This window comes from Parasphingorhabdus sp. (assembly GCF_039968395.1).
GTDB lineage: Bacteria > Pseudomonadota > Alphaproteobacteria > Sphingomonadales > Sphingomonadaceae > Parasphingorhabdus.
On record NZ_JBDVPV010000002.1, the window covers coordinates 592,852 to 607,805 of the forward strand.

At 52.3% G+C, this 14,954-nt stretch carries 18 protein-coding genes; 12 read left to right on the forward strand and 6 right to left on the reverse strand.

Features of this window, described 5'->3' with window-relative positions; translation table 11 throughout:
- Positions 1 to 7 precede the first annotated feature (7 nt).
- From ABJI30_RS07050 to ABJI30_RS07060, 3 genes are all read left to right on the forward strand, one after another.
- Positions 8 to 322 (forward strand): S4 domain-containing protein, encoded by a 315-nt coding sequence (locus ABJI30_RS07050; protein WP_348016475.1) that lies wholly within the window; start codon positions 8 to 10, stop codon positions 320 to 322.
- Positions 323 to 434: 112 nt separating this feature from the next.
- Positions 435 to 773 (forward strand): ferredoxin FdxA, encoded by a 339-nt coding sequence (gene fdxA, locus ABJI30_RS07055; RefSeq protein WP_348016476.1) that lies wholly within the window; start codon positions 435 to 437, stop codon positions 771 to 773.
- Positions 774 to 1,062: 289 nt separating this feature from the next.
- The gene (locus ABJI30_RS07060) at positions 1,063 to 1,593 is read left to right on the forward strand and encodes a CarD family transcriptional regulator (RefSeq protein ID WP_348016477.1); all 531 of its coding nucleotides are present in this window, start codon (positions 1,063 to 1,065) and stop codon (positions 1,591 to 1,593) included.
- A gap of 91 nt (positions 1,594 to 1,684) precedes the next feature.
- Here ABJI30_RS07060 and ABJI30_RS07065 read toward each other — a convergent pair whose 3' ends face one another.
- Positions 1,685 to 2,728, reverse strand: coding sequence for an adenosine deaminase (locus tag ABJI30_RS07065; RefSeq protein WP_348016478.1), 1,044 nt, complete (start codon positions 2,726 to 2,728; stop codon positions 1,685 to 1,687).
- Between the two features lie 2 nt (positions 2,729 to 2,730).
- Complete coding sequence (locus ABJI30_RS07070) at positions 2,731 to 3,321, reverse strand: phosphoribosyltransferase family protein (RefSeq protein WP_348016479.1); 591 nt, start codon at positions 3,319 to 3,321, stop codon at positions 2,731 to 2,733.
- 72 nt (positions 3,322 to 3,393) lie between these two features.
- On the opposite strand from ABJI30_RS07070, the gene ABJI30_RS07075 reads away from it, so the two are divergent.
- The 3 genes from ABJI30_RS07075 to ABJI30_RS07085 all read left to right on the forward strand — a co-directional run bounded on the left by ABJI30_RS07075 (position 3,394) and on the right by ABJI30_RS07085 (position 5,591).
- Positions 3,394 to 4,137: a head GIN domain-containing protein gene (locus ABJI30_RS07075; protein WP_348016480.1), complete on the forward strand. Its 744-nt coding sequence runs from the start codon at positions 3,394 to 3,396 to the stop codon at positions 4,135 to 4,137.
- Between the two features lie 129 nt (positions 4,138 to 4,266).
- Complete coding sequence (locus ABJI30_RS07080; RefSeq protein ID WP_348016481.1) at positions 4,267 to 4,890, forward strand: class I SAM-dependent methyltransferase; 624 nt, start codon at positions 4,267 to 4,269, stop codon at positions 4,888 to 4,890.
- Complete coding sequence (locus ABJI30_RS07085) at positions 4,887 to 5,591, forward strand: DUF2807 domain-containing protein (RefSeq protein ID WP_348016482.1); 705 nt, start codon at positions 4,887 to 4,889, stop codon at positions 5,589 to 5,591. Before ABJI30_RS07080 ends, ABJI30_RS07085 begins: the two co-directional genes overlap by 4 nt.
- A 20-nt stretch (positions 5,592 to 5,611) precedes the next feature.
- Here the strand turns inward: ABJI30_RS07085 and ABJI30_RS07090 are convergent, their stop codons facing one another.
- On the reverse strand, positions 5,612 to 5,821 hold the full coding sequence (locus ABJI30_RS07090; RefSeq protein WP_348016483.1) for a hypothetical protein: 210 nt from the start codon (positions 5,819 to 5,821) through the stop codon (positions 5,612 to 5,614).
- Positions 5,822 to 6,274: 453 nt separating this feature from the next.
- On the opposite strand from ABJI30_RS07090, the gene ABJI30_RS07095 reads away from it, so the two are divergent.
- Positions 6,275 to 7,633 carry a sorbosone dehydrogenase family protein gene (locus ABJI30_RS07095; protein WP_348016485.1) on the forward strand — a complete coding sequence of 453 codons (1,359 nt, stop codon included), beginning with the start codon at positions 6,275 to 6,277 and terminating at the stop codon, positions 7,631 to 7,633.
- 1 nt (position 7,634) lies between these two features.
- Here ABJI30_RS07095 and ABJI30_RS07100 read toward each other — a convergent pair whose 3' ends face one another.
- Both ABJI30_RS07100 and ABJI30_RS07105 read right to left on the reverse strand, forming a co-directional pair.
- The gene (locus ABJI30_RS07100) at positions 7,635 to 8,465 is read right to left on the reverse strand and encodes an ATP-binding protein (protein WP_348016486.1); all 831 of its coding nucleotides are present in this window, start codon (positions 8,463 to 8,465) and stop codon (positions 7,635 to 7,637) included.
- A 2-nt stretch (positions 8,466 to 8,467) separates the two neighbouring features.
- Positions 8,468 to 10,219 (reverse strand): acyl-CoA dehydrogenase, encoded by a 1,752-nt coding sequence (locus tag ABJI30_RS07105; RefSeq protein WP_348016487.1) that lies wholly within the window; start codon positions 10,217 to 10,219, stop codon positions 8,468 to 8,470.
- 52 nt (positions 10,220 to 10,271) lie between these two features.
- Here ABJI30_RS07105 and ABJI30_RS07110 point away from each other — a divergent pair, with 52 nt between their 5' ends.
- From ABJI30_RS07110 to ABJI30_RS07130, 5 genes are all read left to right on the forward strand, one after another.
- Positions 10,272 to 11,231: an L-threonylcarbamoyladenylate synthase gene (locus ABJI30_RS07110; protein ID WP_348016488.1), complete on the forward strand. Its 960-nt coding sequence runs from the start codon at positions 10,272 to 10,274 to the stop codon at positions 11,229 to 11,231.
- A 107-nt stretch (positions 11,232 to 11,338) separates the two neighbouring features.
- The gene (gene aqpZ, locus ABJI30_RS07115) at positions 11,339 to 12,058 is read left to right on the forward strand and encodes an aquaporin Z (protein ID WP_348016489.1); all 720 of its coding nucleotides are present in this window, start codon (positions 11,339 to 11,341) and stop codon (positions 12,056 to 12,058) included.
- 118 nt (positions 12,059 to 12,176) lie between these two features.
- Positions 12,177 to 12,704 (forward strand): peptide-methionine (S)-S-oxide reductase MsrA, encoded by a 528-nt coding sequence (gene msrA, locus ABJI30_RS07120; RefSeq protein WP_348016490.1) that lies wholly within the window; start codon positions 12,177 to 12,179, stop codon positions 12,702 to 12,704.
- Positions 12,705 to 12,714: 10 nt separating this feature from the next.
- On the forward strand, positions 12,715 to 13,584 hold the full coding sequence (locus ABJI30_RS07125) for a UTP--glucose-1-phosphate uridylyltransferase (RefSeq protein ID WP_348016491.1): 870 nt from the start codon (positions 12,715 to 12,717) through the stop codon (positions 13,582 to 13,584).
- Between the two features lie 73 nt (positions 13,585 to 13,657).
- Positions 13,658 to 13,927, forward strand: a complete 270-nt coding sequence (locus ABJI30_RS07130) for a DUF6726 family protein (protein WP_348016492.1) — start codon at positions 13,658 to 13,660, stop codon at positions 13,925 to 13,927.
- A gap of 9 nt (positions 13,928 to 13,936) precedes the next feature.
- Here ABJI30_RS07130 and ABJI30_RS07135 read toward each other — a convergent pair whose 3' ends face one another.
- Complete coding sequence (locus tag ABJI30_RS07135; RefSeq protein WP_348025418.1) at positions 13,937 to 14,917, reverse strand: M48 family metallopeptidase; 981 nt, start codon at positions 14,915 to 14,917, stop codon at positions 13,937 to 13,939.
- Positions 14,918 to 14,954: the final 37 nt, after the last annotated feature.

Below are 14,954 nucleotides of genomic sequence, written 5' to 3' on the forward strand. Positions count from 1 at the left end.
TGCAGCATTGAAAGCAAAACCAAAGACCAGCTCGTTTAAAGGTCCCAAATCTGATTCTCACGTAATCAGGATAGACAAGCTGCTTTGGTTTCTTCGATTTGTCCGCAATCGCAGCATGGCAAAAAAAATGTCAACCAAGGGTCATTTGCGACTAAACGGGAGGCGCGTTCAGCGGGCTCATACGAGTGTCCGGGCTGGTGATATCCTGACTGTCCCGCGGGGGCGAGAAGTACATGTTATCAGAATTTCGCGTTTGCCTGAGAGGCGAGGTGCCCCGGCTTTTGCGCACAGCTGCTTTGAAAAGCTGGAAGCCGGTCAATAAAACTGACGAAAACAATAGCTGGCAAACCAACTGTTGACCAAAAAGAATTTGCGCAATAGCAAGGTGATACCGCTGCCATCAGGCAGTTTGTGCAGATGGAGTAGACGACCCAATGACTTATGTTGTTACCGACGCGTGTATCAAGTGCAAATATATGGACTGCGTTGAAGTCTGTCCCGTCGATTGTTTTTACGAAGGTGAGAACATGCTGGTAATCAACCCCAGTGAATGCATCGATTGCGGTGTTTGCGAGCCGGAATGCCCAGCTGAAGCGATCCTTCCGGATACCGAAGATGGTCTGGAGAAATGGCTCGAGGTCAACACCAAATATTCCGAAAGCTGGCCGAACATCACTGTTAGCCGGGAACCTCCTGCGGATGCAGATGACTTCAAGGGCGCGGAAGGCAAATTTGAGGCCCACTTCTCCGAAAAGCCCGGCGAAGGCGATTAATTCCCAGACTTGGGTTTTTTCACGTCAAGCTCCGGAACTTGCTTGTTTGACGGCAAGCCGGCTGATGCCCGCGCCCGGTACCCGAAGCTGGGGAAAGTTCGACTTTGCAACGAAAATTGCAATTTCGTGGCAAATCTGTTAACAATGATGTTGGTAAGCGGCTGGACACCTGACTGAGGGGGAAGATGTTCGGTCGTTATGTATATGTACGAAAGGGTTTTTTCGTCGGGGTTTTACTGAAATTTGAACGAATCAATCCTTCTTTCCCAAAAGTAAGAAAGGCTTTTTAATGGCTGCCAATACGCTGTCCTTTGATGTGGGCGATTATGTTGTATACCCGAAACACGGTGTGGGTCGGGTCGTTGAGCTGCAAAATGAAGAAATTGCGGGCATGCAGCTCGAGCTTTATGTTCTGCGGTTTGAAAAAGAACGCATGACTTTGCGGGTTCCGATGAACAAGGCTGAAGGCGTCGGAATGCGCAAGCTTTCCTCGGACAAGACGCTGAAAGAGGCTTTGGAAACTCTGAAAGACAAGCCCAAGGTCAAACGTTCGATGTGGTCACGCCGTGCCCAGGAATATGAAGCGAAAATCAATTCAGGCGATTTGGTTTCGATTGCCGAAGTGACACGTGATCTGTTCCGCGCTGATGATCAGCCAGAGCAGAGCTATTCCGAACGTCAGATTTTCGAAGCAGCTTCCAGCCGTCTCGCACGGGAATTGGCTGCCATGGAAGAAACGGATGAGCCAACAGCGCTCACCAAGATCCTTGAAATCCTGAATATTGCAGCACCGCAATATTATGAGGTCAAAGAAGACTAAAATTCTTCAGACAATCTGATACCAAGAAGGGCTGCCCCGAAATTGAGGCGGCCCTTTTTTATGGGCAGTCCGGCCATGACAAGCGGTGTGATCACGTGTCGAAGAACGTCTCCGTATAGTCGTCGATGCCCTGCATTGCCTTTGCGATTGCCGCTTCATCCTGAAATGACCCGCGAAAACTGTTCCTGGCCAAGGTCACGAGGTCATCGGTTTGTAGATTCAATGCTGTTGCGATCGCGTTGTAATTGTCATTCATATAGCCGCCGAAATAGGAAGGATCGTCTGAGTTTATGGTCGCACTCAAGCCAAGATCGAGCATCTTTTTTAGCGGATGCTGCTTCAAGTCATCGATCACGCACAGCGAAAGATTTGAAAGAGGGCAAACCGTCAATGTCTTTTGTTCTTCCCGAAGTCTGGCGCACAACTTGTCATCCTCCAGCGCGCGATTGCCATGATCCAGGCGGTCGACCTTGAGCAAGTCCATAGCTTCCCGGACATATTCCGGTGGCCCTTCCTCCCCTGCATGTGCAACGCATCTTAATCCCTTGTGCCGAGCTGCAGTGAAGACGTTTGCAAATTTGGAAGGGGGATGCCCCAGTTCTGATGAATCGAGCCCGACGCCAATAATCCGGTCGAGATAAGGCTCCGCCATATTCAGTGTCGCGAAGGCTGCATCTTCACTCAAATGCCTGAGAAAACACATGATCAATCCGGAAGTGATGCCGAGTTCTGCGTTCGCATCCTTCATGGCGCGCAAAATGCCATCTGCAACCGCGCCAAACGCAATGCCGCGATCAGTATGACCCTGCGGATCAAAGAAGATTTCCGCATGTCTGACCTGGTCAGCGTGGATGCGCCGGAAATACGCCATTGTCAGATCGTAATAGTCCTGCTCGGTTCGCAGTACATTCATGCCCTGATAGTAAATATCCAGAAAATTCTGAAGGTTCGAAAACGTATAGGCCGCTCGCACTTCCTCCGCGGAAGCGAAAGGAATGTCGATGCCATTGCGCTGCGCCATTGCGAACATCATTTCAGGTTCCAGAGAGCCTTCAATGTGAAGATGCAATTCCGCTTTGGGAAGGCCTGCGATGAATGCACTGCGTTGTTCGTCTGATGTGAATACTGGCTTCATGGTCAACTCTGTGCCGCCTTGGAGGTGGGACCATCATCGGTATTGAATATGATCGCAGCATCGGGCTTGTTCTGTATAATTTCATCTCGTGTCAGGCCATTTAGTTCATGCGGAAATATCAGCCAATCCTCGGTCTCATGAACAAAAAAATCAGGATTCAGACTGGTCTGATTGCGCGAAGGCTTGTGATATACGGTCGCTACCCGCACGTTTTTCGGCATGTTGTGCCGGCATCTCTGGCTCAGTTCATCCAGGAAAGCCTCAATGCTTCTACCGCTGTCAAAGACATCATCGACGACCAGTAAGTTATCGTCGGGATTGAGTGTGTCGATCAGATATCCCAATGCGTATACGCGAACCGTGCGTTCTTGCTGGTCTATTCCGGAATAGGCTGACGTCCGGATGGCAATGTGATCTGTCGTCACGCCGTGAAACTCCAGAATTTCCTGCACTGCGATGCCCACAGGCGCTCCGCCGCGCCAGATTCCTACAATATGAGTCGGTGCAAAATCACTCTCGAATATTTGCATGCCCAGCCGAAATGAGTCGGTCAGGAGCTGATCGGCAGTAATATATGTTTTCTCGCCGCTCATGATGTTGATTCCCTGCTTGCCATTTTTCCCGCGTTAGCGTATTAGTTGACCAATACACCATGGAGACCTGATATGAAGAAACTGATATTGCTTGTTCCTATTCTTGCCTTGGCTGCCTGTGAAGGGTCAATCGCAAACGCGGTTGCCAAAGGCAGCAAGAGTAGCTTTTCCGGCGGCACGGAGTTCGGTGCAACCACCATTGATCCTGGCGAATTTAAGGGTGTTACGCTGGCCGGCCCAGACGATGTTATATTCACGACAGGACCCGAATTTTCCCTTCGGGCGGAAGGTGATGCGGATGCGCTCGAGCAATTGCGTTACAAAATCACTGATGGCCAGCTGAAAATCGGACGCGACAACGAAGGGGTGAGCTGGAAAGTCGGCAAAGATTCTGCTGTTGTTTATGTGACTGCTCCGGCGCTGAACAGTGCCAAGCTCGCGGGATCCGGAGATATGGAAGTTGATGAAATGTCTGGTGAAAGTGCTAGTCTCAGTCTTGCAGGAGCTGGCAATATCAACGTTGCAAAAGTCGAATCCGATTCCCTGAAAGCCAAAATTGCAGGCTCGGGAGATGTCAGAGTTGCAGGCGCAGTGGACAGTGCGTCTGTTTCGATTGCAGGCTCGGGTGACATTCGGGGCAAGGACCTGAAGGCGGAATCCGCAACCATCAAGATTGCCGGGAGCGGCAATGTGACTCTGTCGTCTGATGGATCGGTTGATGCGAAGGTGATGGGTTCAGGCGATATCCGAGTGCATGGCAGTGCCAAATGCAAATCCAAGACCATGGGTTCCGGCGAGATCAATTGCGGTGACTAAATACGATTGAATTGGTTGCAGGTTGACGTTTCGAGGCTCCGCTGGATATTTTCCGGACGGGGCCTCCCTCGATTTGGCGACCACATCAAATCATTTGGTATTTCGATCAAGCCGTGGCATTCTCCTCTCATGGCTAATCTTTGGGAAAAATATGCAGTGCCGCGGTTCATTCGCTTCGCTTGCTCCATGCCTGCGGTAATGAAAGACCGCAGTGAAATCGTACCTCGCGCAAGCGGCAAAGTGCTGGAACTGGGCTGCGGTGGCGGTATTAATCTGCAATTCTATGATCGTTCGAAGGTTGAAAGCCTGACCGGTCTGGATCCTTCAGCGGAATTGCTGGACTATACGCGTTCCGAAGCAAAAGAACGCGGTTTCGATATGGAGATACTCGACGGAATTGGTGAAGCCATGCCGTTTGCGGATGCAAGCTTCGATACCGTGCTGACAACTTTTACGCTTTGTTCAGTTCAGGACGGTAAGCAGGTGTTAAAGGAAATGCGGCGAGTATTGAAGCCGGGCGGCAAGATTGTGTTTCTCGAACATGGACGCGCTCCCGACAAGGGACCGGAGAAATGGCAGCAACGGATCGAACCGGCCTGGAAGCATATTGCCGGAGGATGCCATCTGCATCGACCGGTCTCGAAGCTGATCGAAGCCAATGGATTTACATTGGGAGACAATGGCGGGCATTATGCCCCGAAAACTCCGCGTTGGCTGGGGTGGATGGAATTTGGAGAAGCGCGACCGTCATGAAAAGATTTTTGGCATTGGGGCTAGGTTTTTCGTTGATCGCTGCACCGGCGTCAGCAGCTGAACGGAATTTTTCGATTTTCGGTTTTGAGGATATCCGGATCAGCAATGGCGTAAATGTTGTCGTGACGACCGGGGAGGGGCCATCTGCTACCGCCGATGGACAAAATCGCGAAATACTCGACCGTGTTTCATTGCGAAAAAGCGGCAAACAACTGACAATTTCAGTGAAACCTCAGCCGGGGCAATCAAATAATTTTTCGGCCGACCAGCCGGTTACGCTTTATCTCAGCACTTATCGTCTGACCTCGATCACGCATCTTGGTTCGGGCCTGGTAACGATCGACAATATCGATAGTCGGACACCGAGAATCCGGGTGGGTGGATTCGGTTCGCTGACCATCGACAATATCGAAAGTGATACTGTGGATATTGCGATGAATGGGGGCGGTAATCTTACAATTGCCGGAGAGGTTGGCGATGCCACGGTTGAGCTTTTGGGCGCAAGCATCCTGAACGCTTCCGGTCTGACCGCAGAGAAACTGATGCTACGTCATCGCGGCCCCGCCAGCAGTCATCTGACCGTCGAACGGGAAGTTGAAATCAGCAACAGCGGAACGGGACGTATTCAGATCGATGGTCGGCCGAACTGCAATGTCCGATCAGATGGCGCCGCACAGATTATCTGCAATCCCAAAAAGTGAATTCCTGAACTTTGGCCGGCCTAATGTACCGTGCCTAATGTCTGATCGATTGATAGCAAGACACAAAGGCGCTCGATCTGGCGCCATTTGCAATAATGCAGGTGATTGCCCAGAGCACGACTTTTGTCAGCTCTGTTTGCTGCTTCCAGCCCTGCTTCTTCGCCAAAATTTGTGATCAGCTGTTCGGCTTCTGAATAGCTGGTGGAGTCTATAAACACCGGTAGTTGCATGATAGGCTCCTGAAGTGGCGAACCTGAATGGCCGCCGTTACGACTTGTTTATTTAGCGAGAAGGAGTGGAAATTCTGTCAAAAGCGATGGTGAATAAATTCTTATGGCATGGTGAGTTGAGGGCTGGCCAACCACGCCGCAGCATGGCATTGGCCACAATATGATGTCCGACAACAAAACAAAAACCACTGAAGATGAACGGAAAATGCAAGCCGACAGCCCATCAAGCGCGGGAGGATTCCTTCTGGCGGTTGGTTGCATAGCGGGAGCTATAGTCGGAGTTTTTTTTGGGCAGCCATCGATCGGCTTTCTGGCCGGACTAGCACTTGGCGCCTTGGGAGCCCTTGCAATCTGGATGCGGGATCGTGCCCGCCACTGACAACGCCATTATCAATAGCGACGAGAGATCATCCGAAGCTTGTCAGGACAGAATGAGCTTTCTATTGTCAGATCATGCTAAAACATCTGAGAAATTTGACGATTCTTTTCATCATTTTGGGAATCGGGGCTTTTTATTATCTTTCGCAGGGCGACACCGCCCGATTGCCGTTGGAAGCAACGACCGGTGTTGAACCGGATCTGACCAATGTACGGAAAGAAAATTTCCCGACCATCAACGTTGCTGAAGCAGATCCATGGGGCGCAGGTGAAGGGCCAGTGGCTGCTGAAGGACTGACCGTCGAACGCTTTGCCGATGGACTGGATCATCCACGTTCCATGTTGCGGCTGCCGAACGGCGATATCCTGGTTGCAGAAACGAATAGCCCGCCCCGTACGGTCGGCGGTATTGAAGGCTGGATCATGCGCAACCTGATGAGCAAGGCTGGTGCCGGGACACCATCTGCCAACCGGATTACATTGCTGAGAGATAGTGACCAGGATGGCAAAGCGGAAGAACGGTTTGCTTTACTCGAAAACCTGAATTCACCATTCGGAATGGCTCTTGTCGAGGACACGCTTTATGTGGCCAATACCAATGAAGTCCTCGCCTTCCCGTTTGTGGTTGGAGAAACAAAGATCGCTGCGGAAGGCCGCAAGGTCGCCAATCTGAACGCCAAAGCACCCAATAATCACTGGACCCGCGGCTTGATTGCGAGCCCAGATGGGAAATATTTGTTCGTTTCTGTCGGGTCCAACAGCAACATTGGCGAAAATGGTATGGATATCGAAAAGGAGCGTGCCGCAATTTTGCGTGTCGAACTGGCTACCAACAAGAAGATTATTTATGCGGACGGCATGCGCAATCCGGTGGGTTTGGCTTATGAACCTGTTTCCGGAGAGCTTTTCACAGTTGTCAACGAACGGGACATGCTCGGCAGTGACATGGTACCCGACTATCTGACCGAAGTGCGTTTTGCTTCTCACTATGGCTGGCCCTGGCATTTTTGGGGCGGTCATGTTGATCCGCGTGTCGAACCTAAAAATCTGGATCACCGGCAATATGAGCGTCGCCCGGATTATGGCTTGGGCGCTCATGTCGCGCCCTTGGGTCTGGCGTTCACCAAAGATCAGAATCTGGGAAAATCATATGATAGCGGGGCCGCGGTGGCACGCCATGGGTCCTGGAACCGCAAGCCGCTCGCTGGCTATGATGTGGTGTACGTCGATTTTAATGAAGAGGGTGAACCGCAGGGCAAGCCGGTAACGCTTCTGAGCGGTTTTGTCGATGACGATGAAAAAGCACGCGGGCGCCCCACCATGGTCGAGTTTGATCAGACGGGTGCGTTGCTGGTTACGGACGATGTCGGTGGCATTATCTGGCGCATTTCACGTAAGGATGCAGCGGTATCCGCCCAGTCCGGAGAAGAGTAAGCTAGTCCAGCTTTTTTCCGGCCCGGCCGCATAGCTCAACCACATATTGCCACGCAATTCGGCCGGAACGGCTGCCCCGCTGTTTAGACCAAAGCAGCGCATCCGCCGGATCAAAAGCCAGTCCATGGACCTGTGCATATTTCTCGATCATCGCCAGATAATCATCTTGTGAAGCCGCGTGGAAACCCAGACGGACACCAAATCGATCCGATAGTGCAAGCTTGTCATCCAGAACATCGCGCGGATTCACGGGATCATCCTGTTCGGCCATTTGTCGCGGTACAATGTGTCTTCGGTTGGAAGTTACGTACAGTCGCACGTTGGCGGGTCGCTGCGCTGCTCCGCCTTCAAGTAACGATCGCAAAAGCCGGGGCGCCGCATTGTTTTCATCAAAACCGATATCATCAACGAACAGGATGAAAGGACGATCCGTTTGCGAGAGCAGGGCAAACAATTCAGGCAAGCTTTTCAGTTGATCGGCAGCGGCCTCGACGATAGCCAGATTGTGACCCCGATGGCTCAACACTCCCACAACAGATTTGATCAGAGCAGATTTCCCCATGCCGCGCGAGCCCCACAGCAATACATCATGTGCGGCATGGCCATTTGCCAGCCTCTCGCTGTTTTCAAGCAGACGAGCCTTCTGGTCATCGATTCCGGTCAGTAAATCCAGAGAAAGCGGCATGAAATTGTCAATCGCGTGAGCCGCTGCACCGTCCCAATGAAAGGCAGTCCCACTGTGTATATCTTTTTGTTTTTCGGGAGCGGGAGACAGGCGTTCCAGTGCGTCCGCGATACGGAGCAGGGGATCCGGGTTACTGCCGTCCGACATGATCAGGACGCAAGCTGTGCGCCATCCAGCGCATATAGAATCTCGGAACCAGCCATGGCTGAAGCTTTTAAACCCGTCGCTTCAGGAACGATATGCTCGAGATAGTAGCGGGTTGTCACCAGTTTGGCCTTCAGGAAGGGGTCATCTCGGTCGCCCAGTTCCGTTCCAGCCACATCATGCTGGATCTTCATCAGCATGCCACAGGTTGCGGTTGCCAGCATTGTGAGGAAGGGGTAGCTGCCGGCCAGACGGTCATCGATGGAGGCATCTCCATTCGTCATCCACTCCGCAACGTCTTGGGTTGATTGAACCAGGGCGATTAGCCTTTCTTCACCAGCTGCCGTGGTCTTGATGTCAGCAAGCAATGCCATCATCGCTTCTCCGCCGTCGAGGCCAAGTTTGCGGCCGACCAGATCAGCTGCCTGAATACCATTTGTACCTTCATAAATCGGAGCAATTCGTGCATCCCGGAGATGTTGAGCTGCACCCGTTTCTTCGACAAATCCCATCCCACCGTGAACCTGAACACCAATCGAGGCAACTTCGTTGCCAATGTCGGTACCATAAGCCTTGATCAAAGGAGTCAGAATTTCAGCTCTTGCTTTTGCACCATCTATGCCCAACGTCGCCAGATCGACGTGCGAGGTTGCATAGTAAAGCAGGGCACGCGCAGCCTGGGTCAGGGATTTGGAACGCAGCAGCATGCGGCGCACATCAGGATGTTCAATGATTGCCACCGGTTCCTTGCTGCCGCTCCCCGCACGTGCTGATTGCACACGCTCTGCAGCGAACCCAATTGCCTGCTGGGTTGCACGTTCGGCAATTTGCACGCCCTGCGAACCGACGTTGATCCGGGCATTGTTCATCATCGTGAACATCGCTTTCATGCCGCCGAATTCGCCGCCAATCATTTCGCCAATGCACGCGTCCTTTTCTCCGTAGGCCATCACACATGTCGGCGAGGCGTGGATACCCAGCTTGTGTTCGATGGATACGCAAGTGACATCGTTGGGCTCTCCGGCATTGCCCTCGGCATCCAAATGGAATTTGGGAACAATGAATAGCGAGATCCCGCGCGTTCCTTCTGGCGCGCCGGGAGTGCGAGCGAGGACGAGATGGACGATATTTTCCGTTAGGTCATGTTCGCCAAAGGTGATGAAAATCTTCTGTCCCTTGATCCGGTATTTTCCGGCATGAGGTCCATCCGCAATGGGTTCTGCCGTGGCTCGCAATGCGCCAACATCGGATCCTGCCTGGGCTTCGGTCAGATTCATGGTGCCAGTCCATTCGCCGGAAATCAATTTTGGCAGATAGGCAGATTTCTGTTCTTCGCTGCCATGAGCATGGATCGCTTCAACCGCACCAAAGCTGAGCATGGGGCATAAGGTGAATGCGAAATTGGCTGCACCACAGGTTTCCAGGATCAAGGCAGACAGCGAATAGGGCAATCCCTGGCCGCCAAAATCCTCTGCACCATCTATCGACGCCCATCCACCGGCCACGAATTCTCCATAGGCTCGGGCAAAACCTTCGGGCATGGAAACAGATCCGTTGTTCCATTGCGCACCAACGGTATCACCCAGACGGTTAATCGGAGCAAATTCGCCCGCAGCAAATTGTCCAATGCCCTCGACAATGGCTTCGACCATATCTTCGCTGGCACTGGCAAAGCGATCATGTTCGGCGAGCCGGTTGATATTGGCGATATGTTTGAGAACAAAATTCTGTTCCCGACTGGGTGCTGTAAAGTCCATGAAGCTGTAATCCGCTATTGCCTGAATTCCTGCTGGGCTATAGCGCCCTATCATGTCTGGCTCAAACGATCATATTGATGACATTGATAGACGCTACGGCGAACTGACCATTGCGGAAGCAGCGGAGCGCTTGCGCGGTGGAGAGTTGGTCGCGGTCCCAACAGAAACCGTCTACGGTCTGGCGGCTGATTCGACAAACACAGAGGCTGTTGCTGAAATTTACCGCACAAAGGGGCGGCCTGATTTCAACCCTTTGATCGTGCATGTTCCCGATCAGATTTCAGCAAAAAAATTAGGTCATTTCAACGCTCTTGCCTGCAAAATTGCTGACCGATTCTGGCCCGGACCGCTGACTTTGGTTGTCCCGCTAAACCCTACTGCCCCGGTCACCGCGGCGGTGACCGCGGGACTGGATACGATTGCGCTGCGCTGCCCGGCACATCCGGTGATGCAAAAATTGCTCAAGACGTCGGGACTCTTCCTTGCTGCTCCATCTGCCAATAAAAGCGGGGCTATCAGCCCGACAACAGCCAAACATGTACGGCATAGTCTTGGAGATTGCGATATATCGATCCTCGATGCAGGTGCCAGTGCGGATGGATTGGAATCCACTATCGTCGCAGTGACCGGAGAAAATTATCATGTGTTGAGACCCGGTCCGGTGAGCACAGAGGGGCTGGCGAAATATCTGGGGCAAGCGCCCAGTCAGAACAGCGACCCAAAGATTCAGGCTCCAGGCCAGCTGGCAAGCCACTATGCGCCGTCCAAAATATTGCGACTGGATTCAAAACAGGCAGAGCATGGCGAGTTTCTTATCGGTTTTGGTTCGGTGGGCGGACACATCAGTCTGTCAGAGAGTGGCGATCTCGCTGAGGCGGCCAGCAAGCTATTCGCGCTTCTGCATATCGCGGATGCGAGTGAAATGTCGGCTATTGCAATAGCTCCGATTCCTGCGCACGGAATTGGGAGGGCGATAAATGATCGCCTGCGGCGTGCAGCATTTCGAGAATGAAACATTTCCATACATGTTTTTACACCCCTCTAAGTTGGGAAATGTTCTTGGTTATGATACATCACCGAAATCATCCAATGGATGTACTATTTTGAGGGAGATAGCATATGACCGCGGTTCAAAAATCTTTGGCTGAATTTCTGGGAACATTCTGGCTTGTATTCGGAGGTTGCGGAAGCGCAGTCATCGCGGCAGCTTTTCCGGAAGTTGGAATTGGCCTGTTGGGTGTTTCACTCGCGTTCGGTTTGACGGTTGTAACAATGGCTTATGCAATCGGGCATATTAGTGGCTGTCATCTAAATCCTGCAGTCACCATTGGACTTTGGGCCGGAGGGCGGTTTCCCGCCAACGAGATCCCGGTATATATTATCGCACAAGTTGTTGGCGCTGTTGCGGCGGCCGCAGCGCTTTATCTGATTGCTACCGGTAATCCTGATTATGATATCGCCGTGAACGGGCTGGCGGCCAATGGCGTCGGCGAAATATCGCCTGGCGGATATGCGATGAGCGCTGGTATCGCGATTGAAGTGTTGTTGACCTTCTTTTTCCTGATGATCATCCTTGGGGCCACAGATGGCCGGGCTCCTGCCGGCTTTGCACCGCTCGCGATAGGTCTTGGTCTCACACTGATCCATCTGATCAGCATCCCGGTGACCAATACTTCCGTGAATCCGGCACGCAGCACGGGGCCAGCTCTGATTGAAGGTGGAATTGCTTTGTCCCAGTTGTGGGTTTTCTGGGTGGCACCGATTGCCGGAGCGGTTCTGGCTGGTATCGCCTACAAGTTTGTAGGTGACGAATCAAAGCCGGATATCAGCGACGAATAGCTTCCCAAACCTTGTAAAATCGATGATCTGATCAGTTCGCACTTGCTTTCCTGTTCCATCTTGCCAGTTATACGCTGACGGGTTGAGCAACAGGACGGCAAGAGGAGCCAAGATCAATATGCAGGAAGCGATATTTGCCGGAGGCTGTTTCTGGTGCACCGAGGCAGTGTTCAACGACATTGCGGGCGTGGCATCTGTTGAAAGTGGCTATATTGGGGGTGCAAATCCAAATCCGACTTATCGGGAAGTATGCTCCGGTACAACTGGCCATGCAGAAGCGATCAAGATCGAATTTGATCCAGAGGTCGTCAGCTATGCAGACTTGCTTGACATATTTTTCGCAACCCATGATCCGACCCAGCTAAATCGGCAGGGCAATGATGTGGGGACGCAGTATCGATCAGCGATATTCCCTCTGGATGATGCGCAAAAGACGGAAGCTGAGGCTGGTATCGAGCGAGCTGCTGCGGATCGATCCGAACCGATTGTGACGACAATCGAAGGTCCTGATACCTGGTATGTTGCCGAAGATTATCATCAGCAGTATTGGGCTGACGAAGGTCGCGGAAACCCATATTGCGTCGCAACGATCCCACCAAAATTGCAAAAATTGCGGACGAGCTTCGCAGACAAACTGAAAGATTAGGACCGTTTCCATGAAGCCAATCAAAAAGGCCGTATTTCCCGTAGCCGGTATGGGAACGCGGTTTCTTCCCGCAACCAAAGTCATGCCCAAGGAACTTTTTCCGATCGTAGACCGGCCGCTGTTGCAATATGCGGTCGATGAAGCGCTGGAAGCGGGAATTGAGCAGATGATCTTCGTCAACGGGCGCGGCAAGGGGATGATCGAGGATCATTTCGACCTGGCCTATGAACTGGAGCGGACGATGAGCGATCGATCCAAGGATGGCACGGTTCTCGATGGTACGCGATTGAAACCGGGCGATAGTGTATTTGTTCGGCAACAGGAACCTTTGGGTCTGGGACACGCGATCTGGTGTGCACGCGATATCGTCGGCGATGAACCTTTTGCCATTTTCCTGCCTGATGAATTCATGGTCGGTAGCCCGGGGTGCATGAAACAGATGGTAGGCGCCTACGAGCAACTTGGCGGTAACGTGGTATGTGCCCTCGAGATTCCGATCGAAGAGACCCCCTCCTATGGTGTTATAGATCCGGGAAAACGAGATGGACCGATAACGGAGGTCAGAGGGCTGGTGGAGAAACCCGCTGCCGGCACTGCTCCGTCGAACCTCATCTTGCCGGGCCGCTATATCCTGCAACCTGAAGTGATGCGGATATTGGAAAACCAGGAAGCCGGAGCTGGCGGGGAAATTCAGTTGACCGACGCGATGGCGCAGATGATTGGGCAACAGCCCTTTCATGGCATGACTTTCGATGGAAAAAGGTACGACTGTGGCTCCAAACAGGGCTATGTAGAAGCCAATCTGGCGTTGGCTCTTCAGCATCCCGAAATCGGTAAAGATGTGCGTGCCATCGCAGAAAAACTACTTGCAGAAACCTGATTTTCCAGACGCTGTCGCTGTTCATCGCATCTTCATTGGCATAGGCGCAAGAATCCGTGCCAAGGAGAAGATCATGCGTATTGTCTCTATCATGGCTGTAGCCATTGTTCTGACGGGCCTGACTGGTTGTGTTGCGGGAAAGATTATCACCGCACCTGTGCGTGCCGCCGGCACGGTCGTTGAAACGGCTGTTGATGCCACAACTCAAACGCAATCCGAAAAAGAGGAAGATGTAGGCCGGCGCGTGCTTGCCGAGCGAAAACGTGAACGCGAGGCCTGTCTGGATGCTGCGGAGAACAAGCAGGAGCGCAAAGCCTGCAAGGCGCAATATCGCGACGACTGAGCACCCGGTTTAGTTGCTGGCCCTTTGATCGGTGAGAAGCAATGGTGGAACGCGTTTTCCTTCTTGCGATTCTGTTTTCGCCATCCTGGCGATTTCCTCTTCAAACAATTTCACCCGCTTCTTCCAGCGATAGTGGGTCGAGGCAGAAAAAATACCTTTGCCATGTTCTTTGCCATATCTGGTCCAGAAGCGAATGGCGGCCTCGGGATCATAGCCCGCATTGGCCATCAACCAGACAGACAGCCGGTCGGCTTCGATTTCGGTATCCTTGATCCTTCGCGCGCTTTTCCCGAATTGCCCAAAAAACCCCCGATTGACTTTCTGCCGGTTGAGTCTGTCCCGGTGATTCAGGAGATTATGTGCCAGTTCATGCGCAGCGACTGCTGCAAATTCGTCATCATCGGCAAAATACTCCGCCAGTGCAGATGAAATACTGACGATCTTTCCATTGGCAGACGCGTTACGATCGTCATCTACCTTTATCTGAAACCGACTGGCACAAGTGAGCTCAGGCGTCAGTTCAACGCTGTGAGCGACGCCATTGCGACTAACAGACAGCTTGGCACGCCCTTCTGAGAGCGCTTCCGCCAGTAACAGATATGCAGAAGCCACGCGCTGATATTCGGGTCGTTCGTTTTTCGCAACGACAGGATCAACAGGGATATTCTCCACAAGCTGGCCATTGATCTTCGCCAGATTATCTCCTGCCCGGATGCCGGCTCTCCCCCCAATGCTGCCGGCAGCAACCGCATTAACGGCAATAGGAGTGGTAAATCCAAATGCCGTGCGAGCCAGTTGTGCATCGCCATATTGAGTGATGTCGTGCAACAGCAGCCCGCTGTTCGATCGTTGATTCACACAATATTTGCTATTGGCGGAAACAAGCCGGTATCCGATTTCATGCAGCCTCTGATCCAGCTTTTGCAAATTTTTCAGTCCGACGGCAGGATCATATCCAACCGCGCTTTGCGCAGATGCTGCAGATGACAAAAGCCCACTGCAAGCCAGGATCAGAAGAACCAAAAAT

Bases quoted from the DNA above. Each gene is read 5' to 3' on its own strand.
- ABJI30_RS07085 (WP_348016482.1), top strand. From the start codon at position 4,887: ATGAAAAGATTTTTGGCATTGGGGCTAGGTTTTTCGTTGATCGCTGCA.
- ABJI30_RS07130 (WP_348016492.1), top strand. From the start codon at position 13,658: ATGCGTATTGTCTCTATCATGGCTGTAGCCATTGTTCTGACGGGCCTG.
- ABJI30_RS07060 (WP_348016477.1), top strand. From the start codon at position 1,063: ATGGCTGCCAATACGCTGTCCTTTGATGTGGGCGATTATGTTGTATAC.
- aqpZ (WP_348016489.1), top strand. From the start codon at position 11,339: ATGACCGCGGTTCAAAAATCTTTGGCTGAATTTCTGGGAACATTCTGG.
- ABJI30_RS07110 (WP_348016488.1), top strand. From the start codon at position 10,272: ATGTCTGGCTCAAACGATCATATTGATGACATTGATAGACGCTACGGC.
- ABJI30_RS07105 (WP_348016487.1), bottom strand. From the start codon at position 10,219: ATGGACTTTACAGCACCCAGTCGGGAACAGAATTTTGTTCTCAAACAT.
- ABJI30_RS07070 (WP_348016479.1), bottom strand. From the start codon at position 3,321: ATGAGCGGCGAGAAAACATATATTACTGCCGATCAGCTCCTGACCGAC.
- ABJI30_RS07075 (WP_348016480.1), top strand. From the start codon at position 3,394: ATGAAGAAACTGATATTGCTTGTTCCTATTCTTGCCTTGGCTGCCTGT.
- ABJI30_RS07125 (WP_348016491.1), top strand. From the start codon at position 12,715: ATGAAGCCAATCAAAAAGGCCGTATTTCCCGTAGCCGGTATGGGAACG.
- ABJI30_RS07100 (WP_348016486.1), bottom strand. From the start codon at position 8,465: ATGTCGGACGGCAGTAACCCGGATCCCCTGCTCCGTATCGCGGACGCA.
- ABJI30_RS07095 (WP_348016485.1), top strand. From the start codon at position 6,275: ATGCTAAAACATCTGAGAAATTTGACGATTCTTTTCATCATTTTGGGA.
- ABJI30_RS07090 (WP_348016483.1), bottom strand. From the start codon at position 5,821: ATGCAACTACCGGTGTTTATAGACTCCACCAGCTATTCAGAAGCCGAA.
- ABJI30_RS07080 (WP_348016481.1), top strand. From the start codon at position 4,267: ATGGCTAATCTTTGGGAAAAATATGCAGTGCCGCGGTTCATTCGCTTC.
- ABJI30_RS07065 (WP_348016478.1), bottom strand. From the start codon at position 2,728: ATGAAGCCAGTATTCACATCAGACGAACAACGCAGTGCATTCATCGCA.
- fdxA (WP_348016476.1), top strand. From the start codon at position 435: ATGACTTATGTTGTTACCGACGCGTGTATCAAGTGCAAATATATGGAC.
- msrA (WP_348016490.1), top strand. From the start codon at position 12,177: ATGCAGGAAGCGATATTTGCCGGAGGCTGTTTCTGGTGCACCGAGGCA.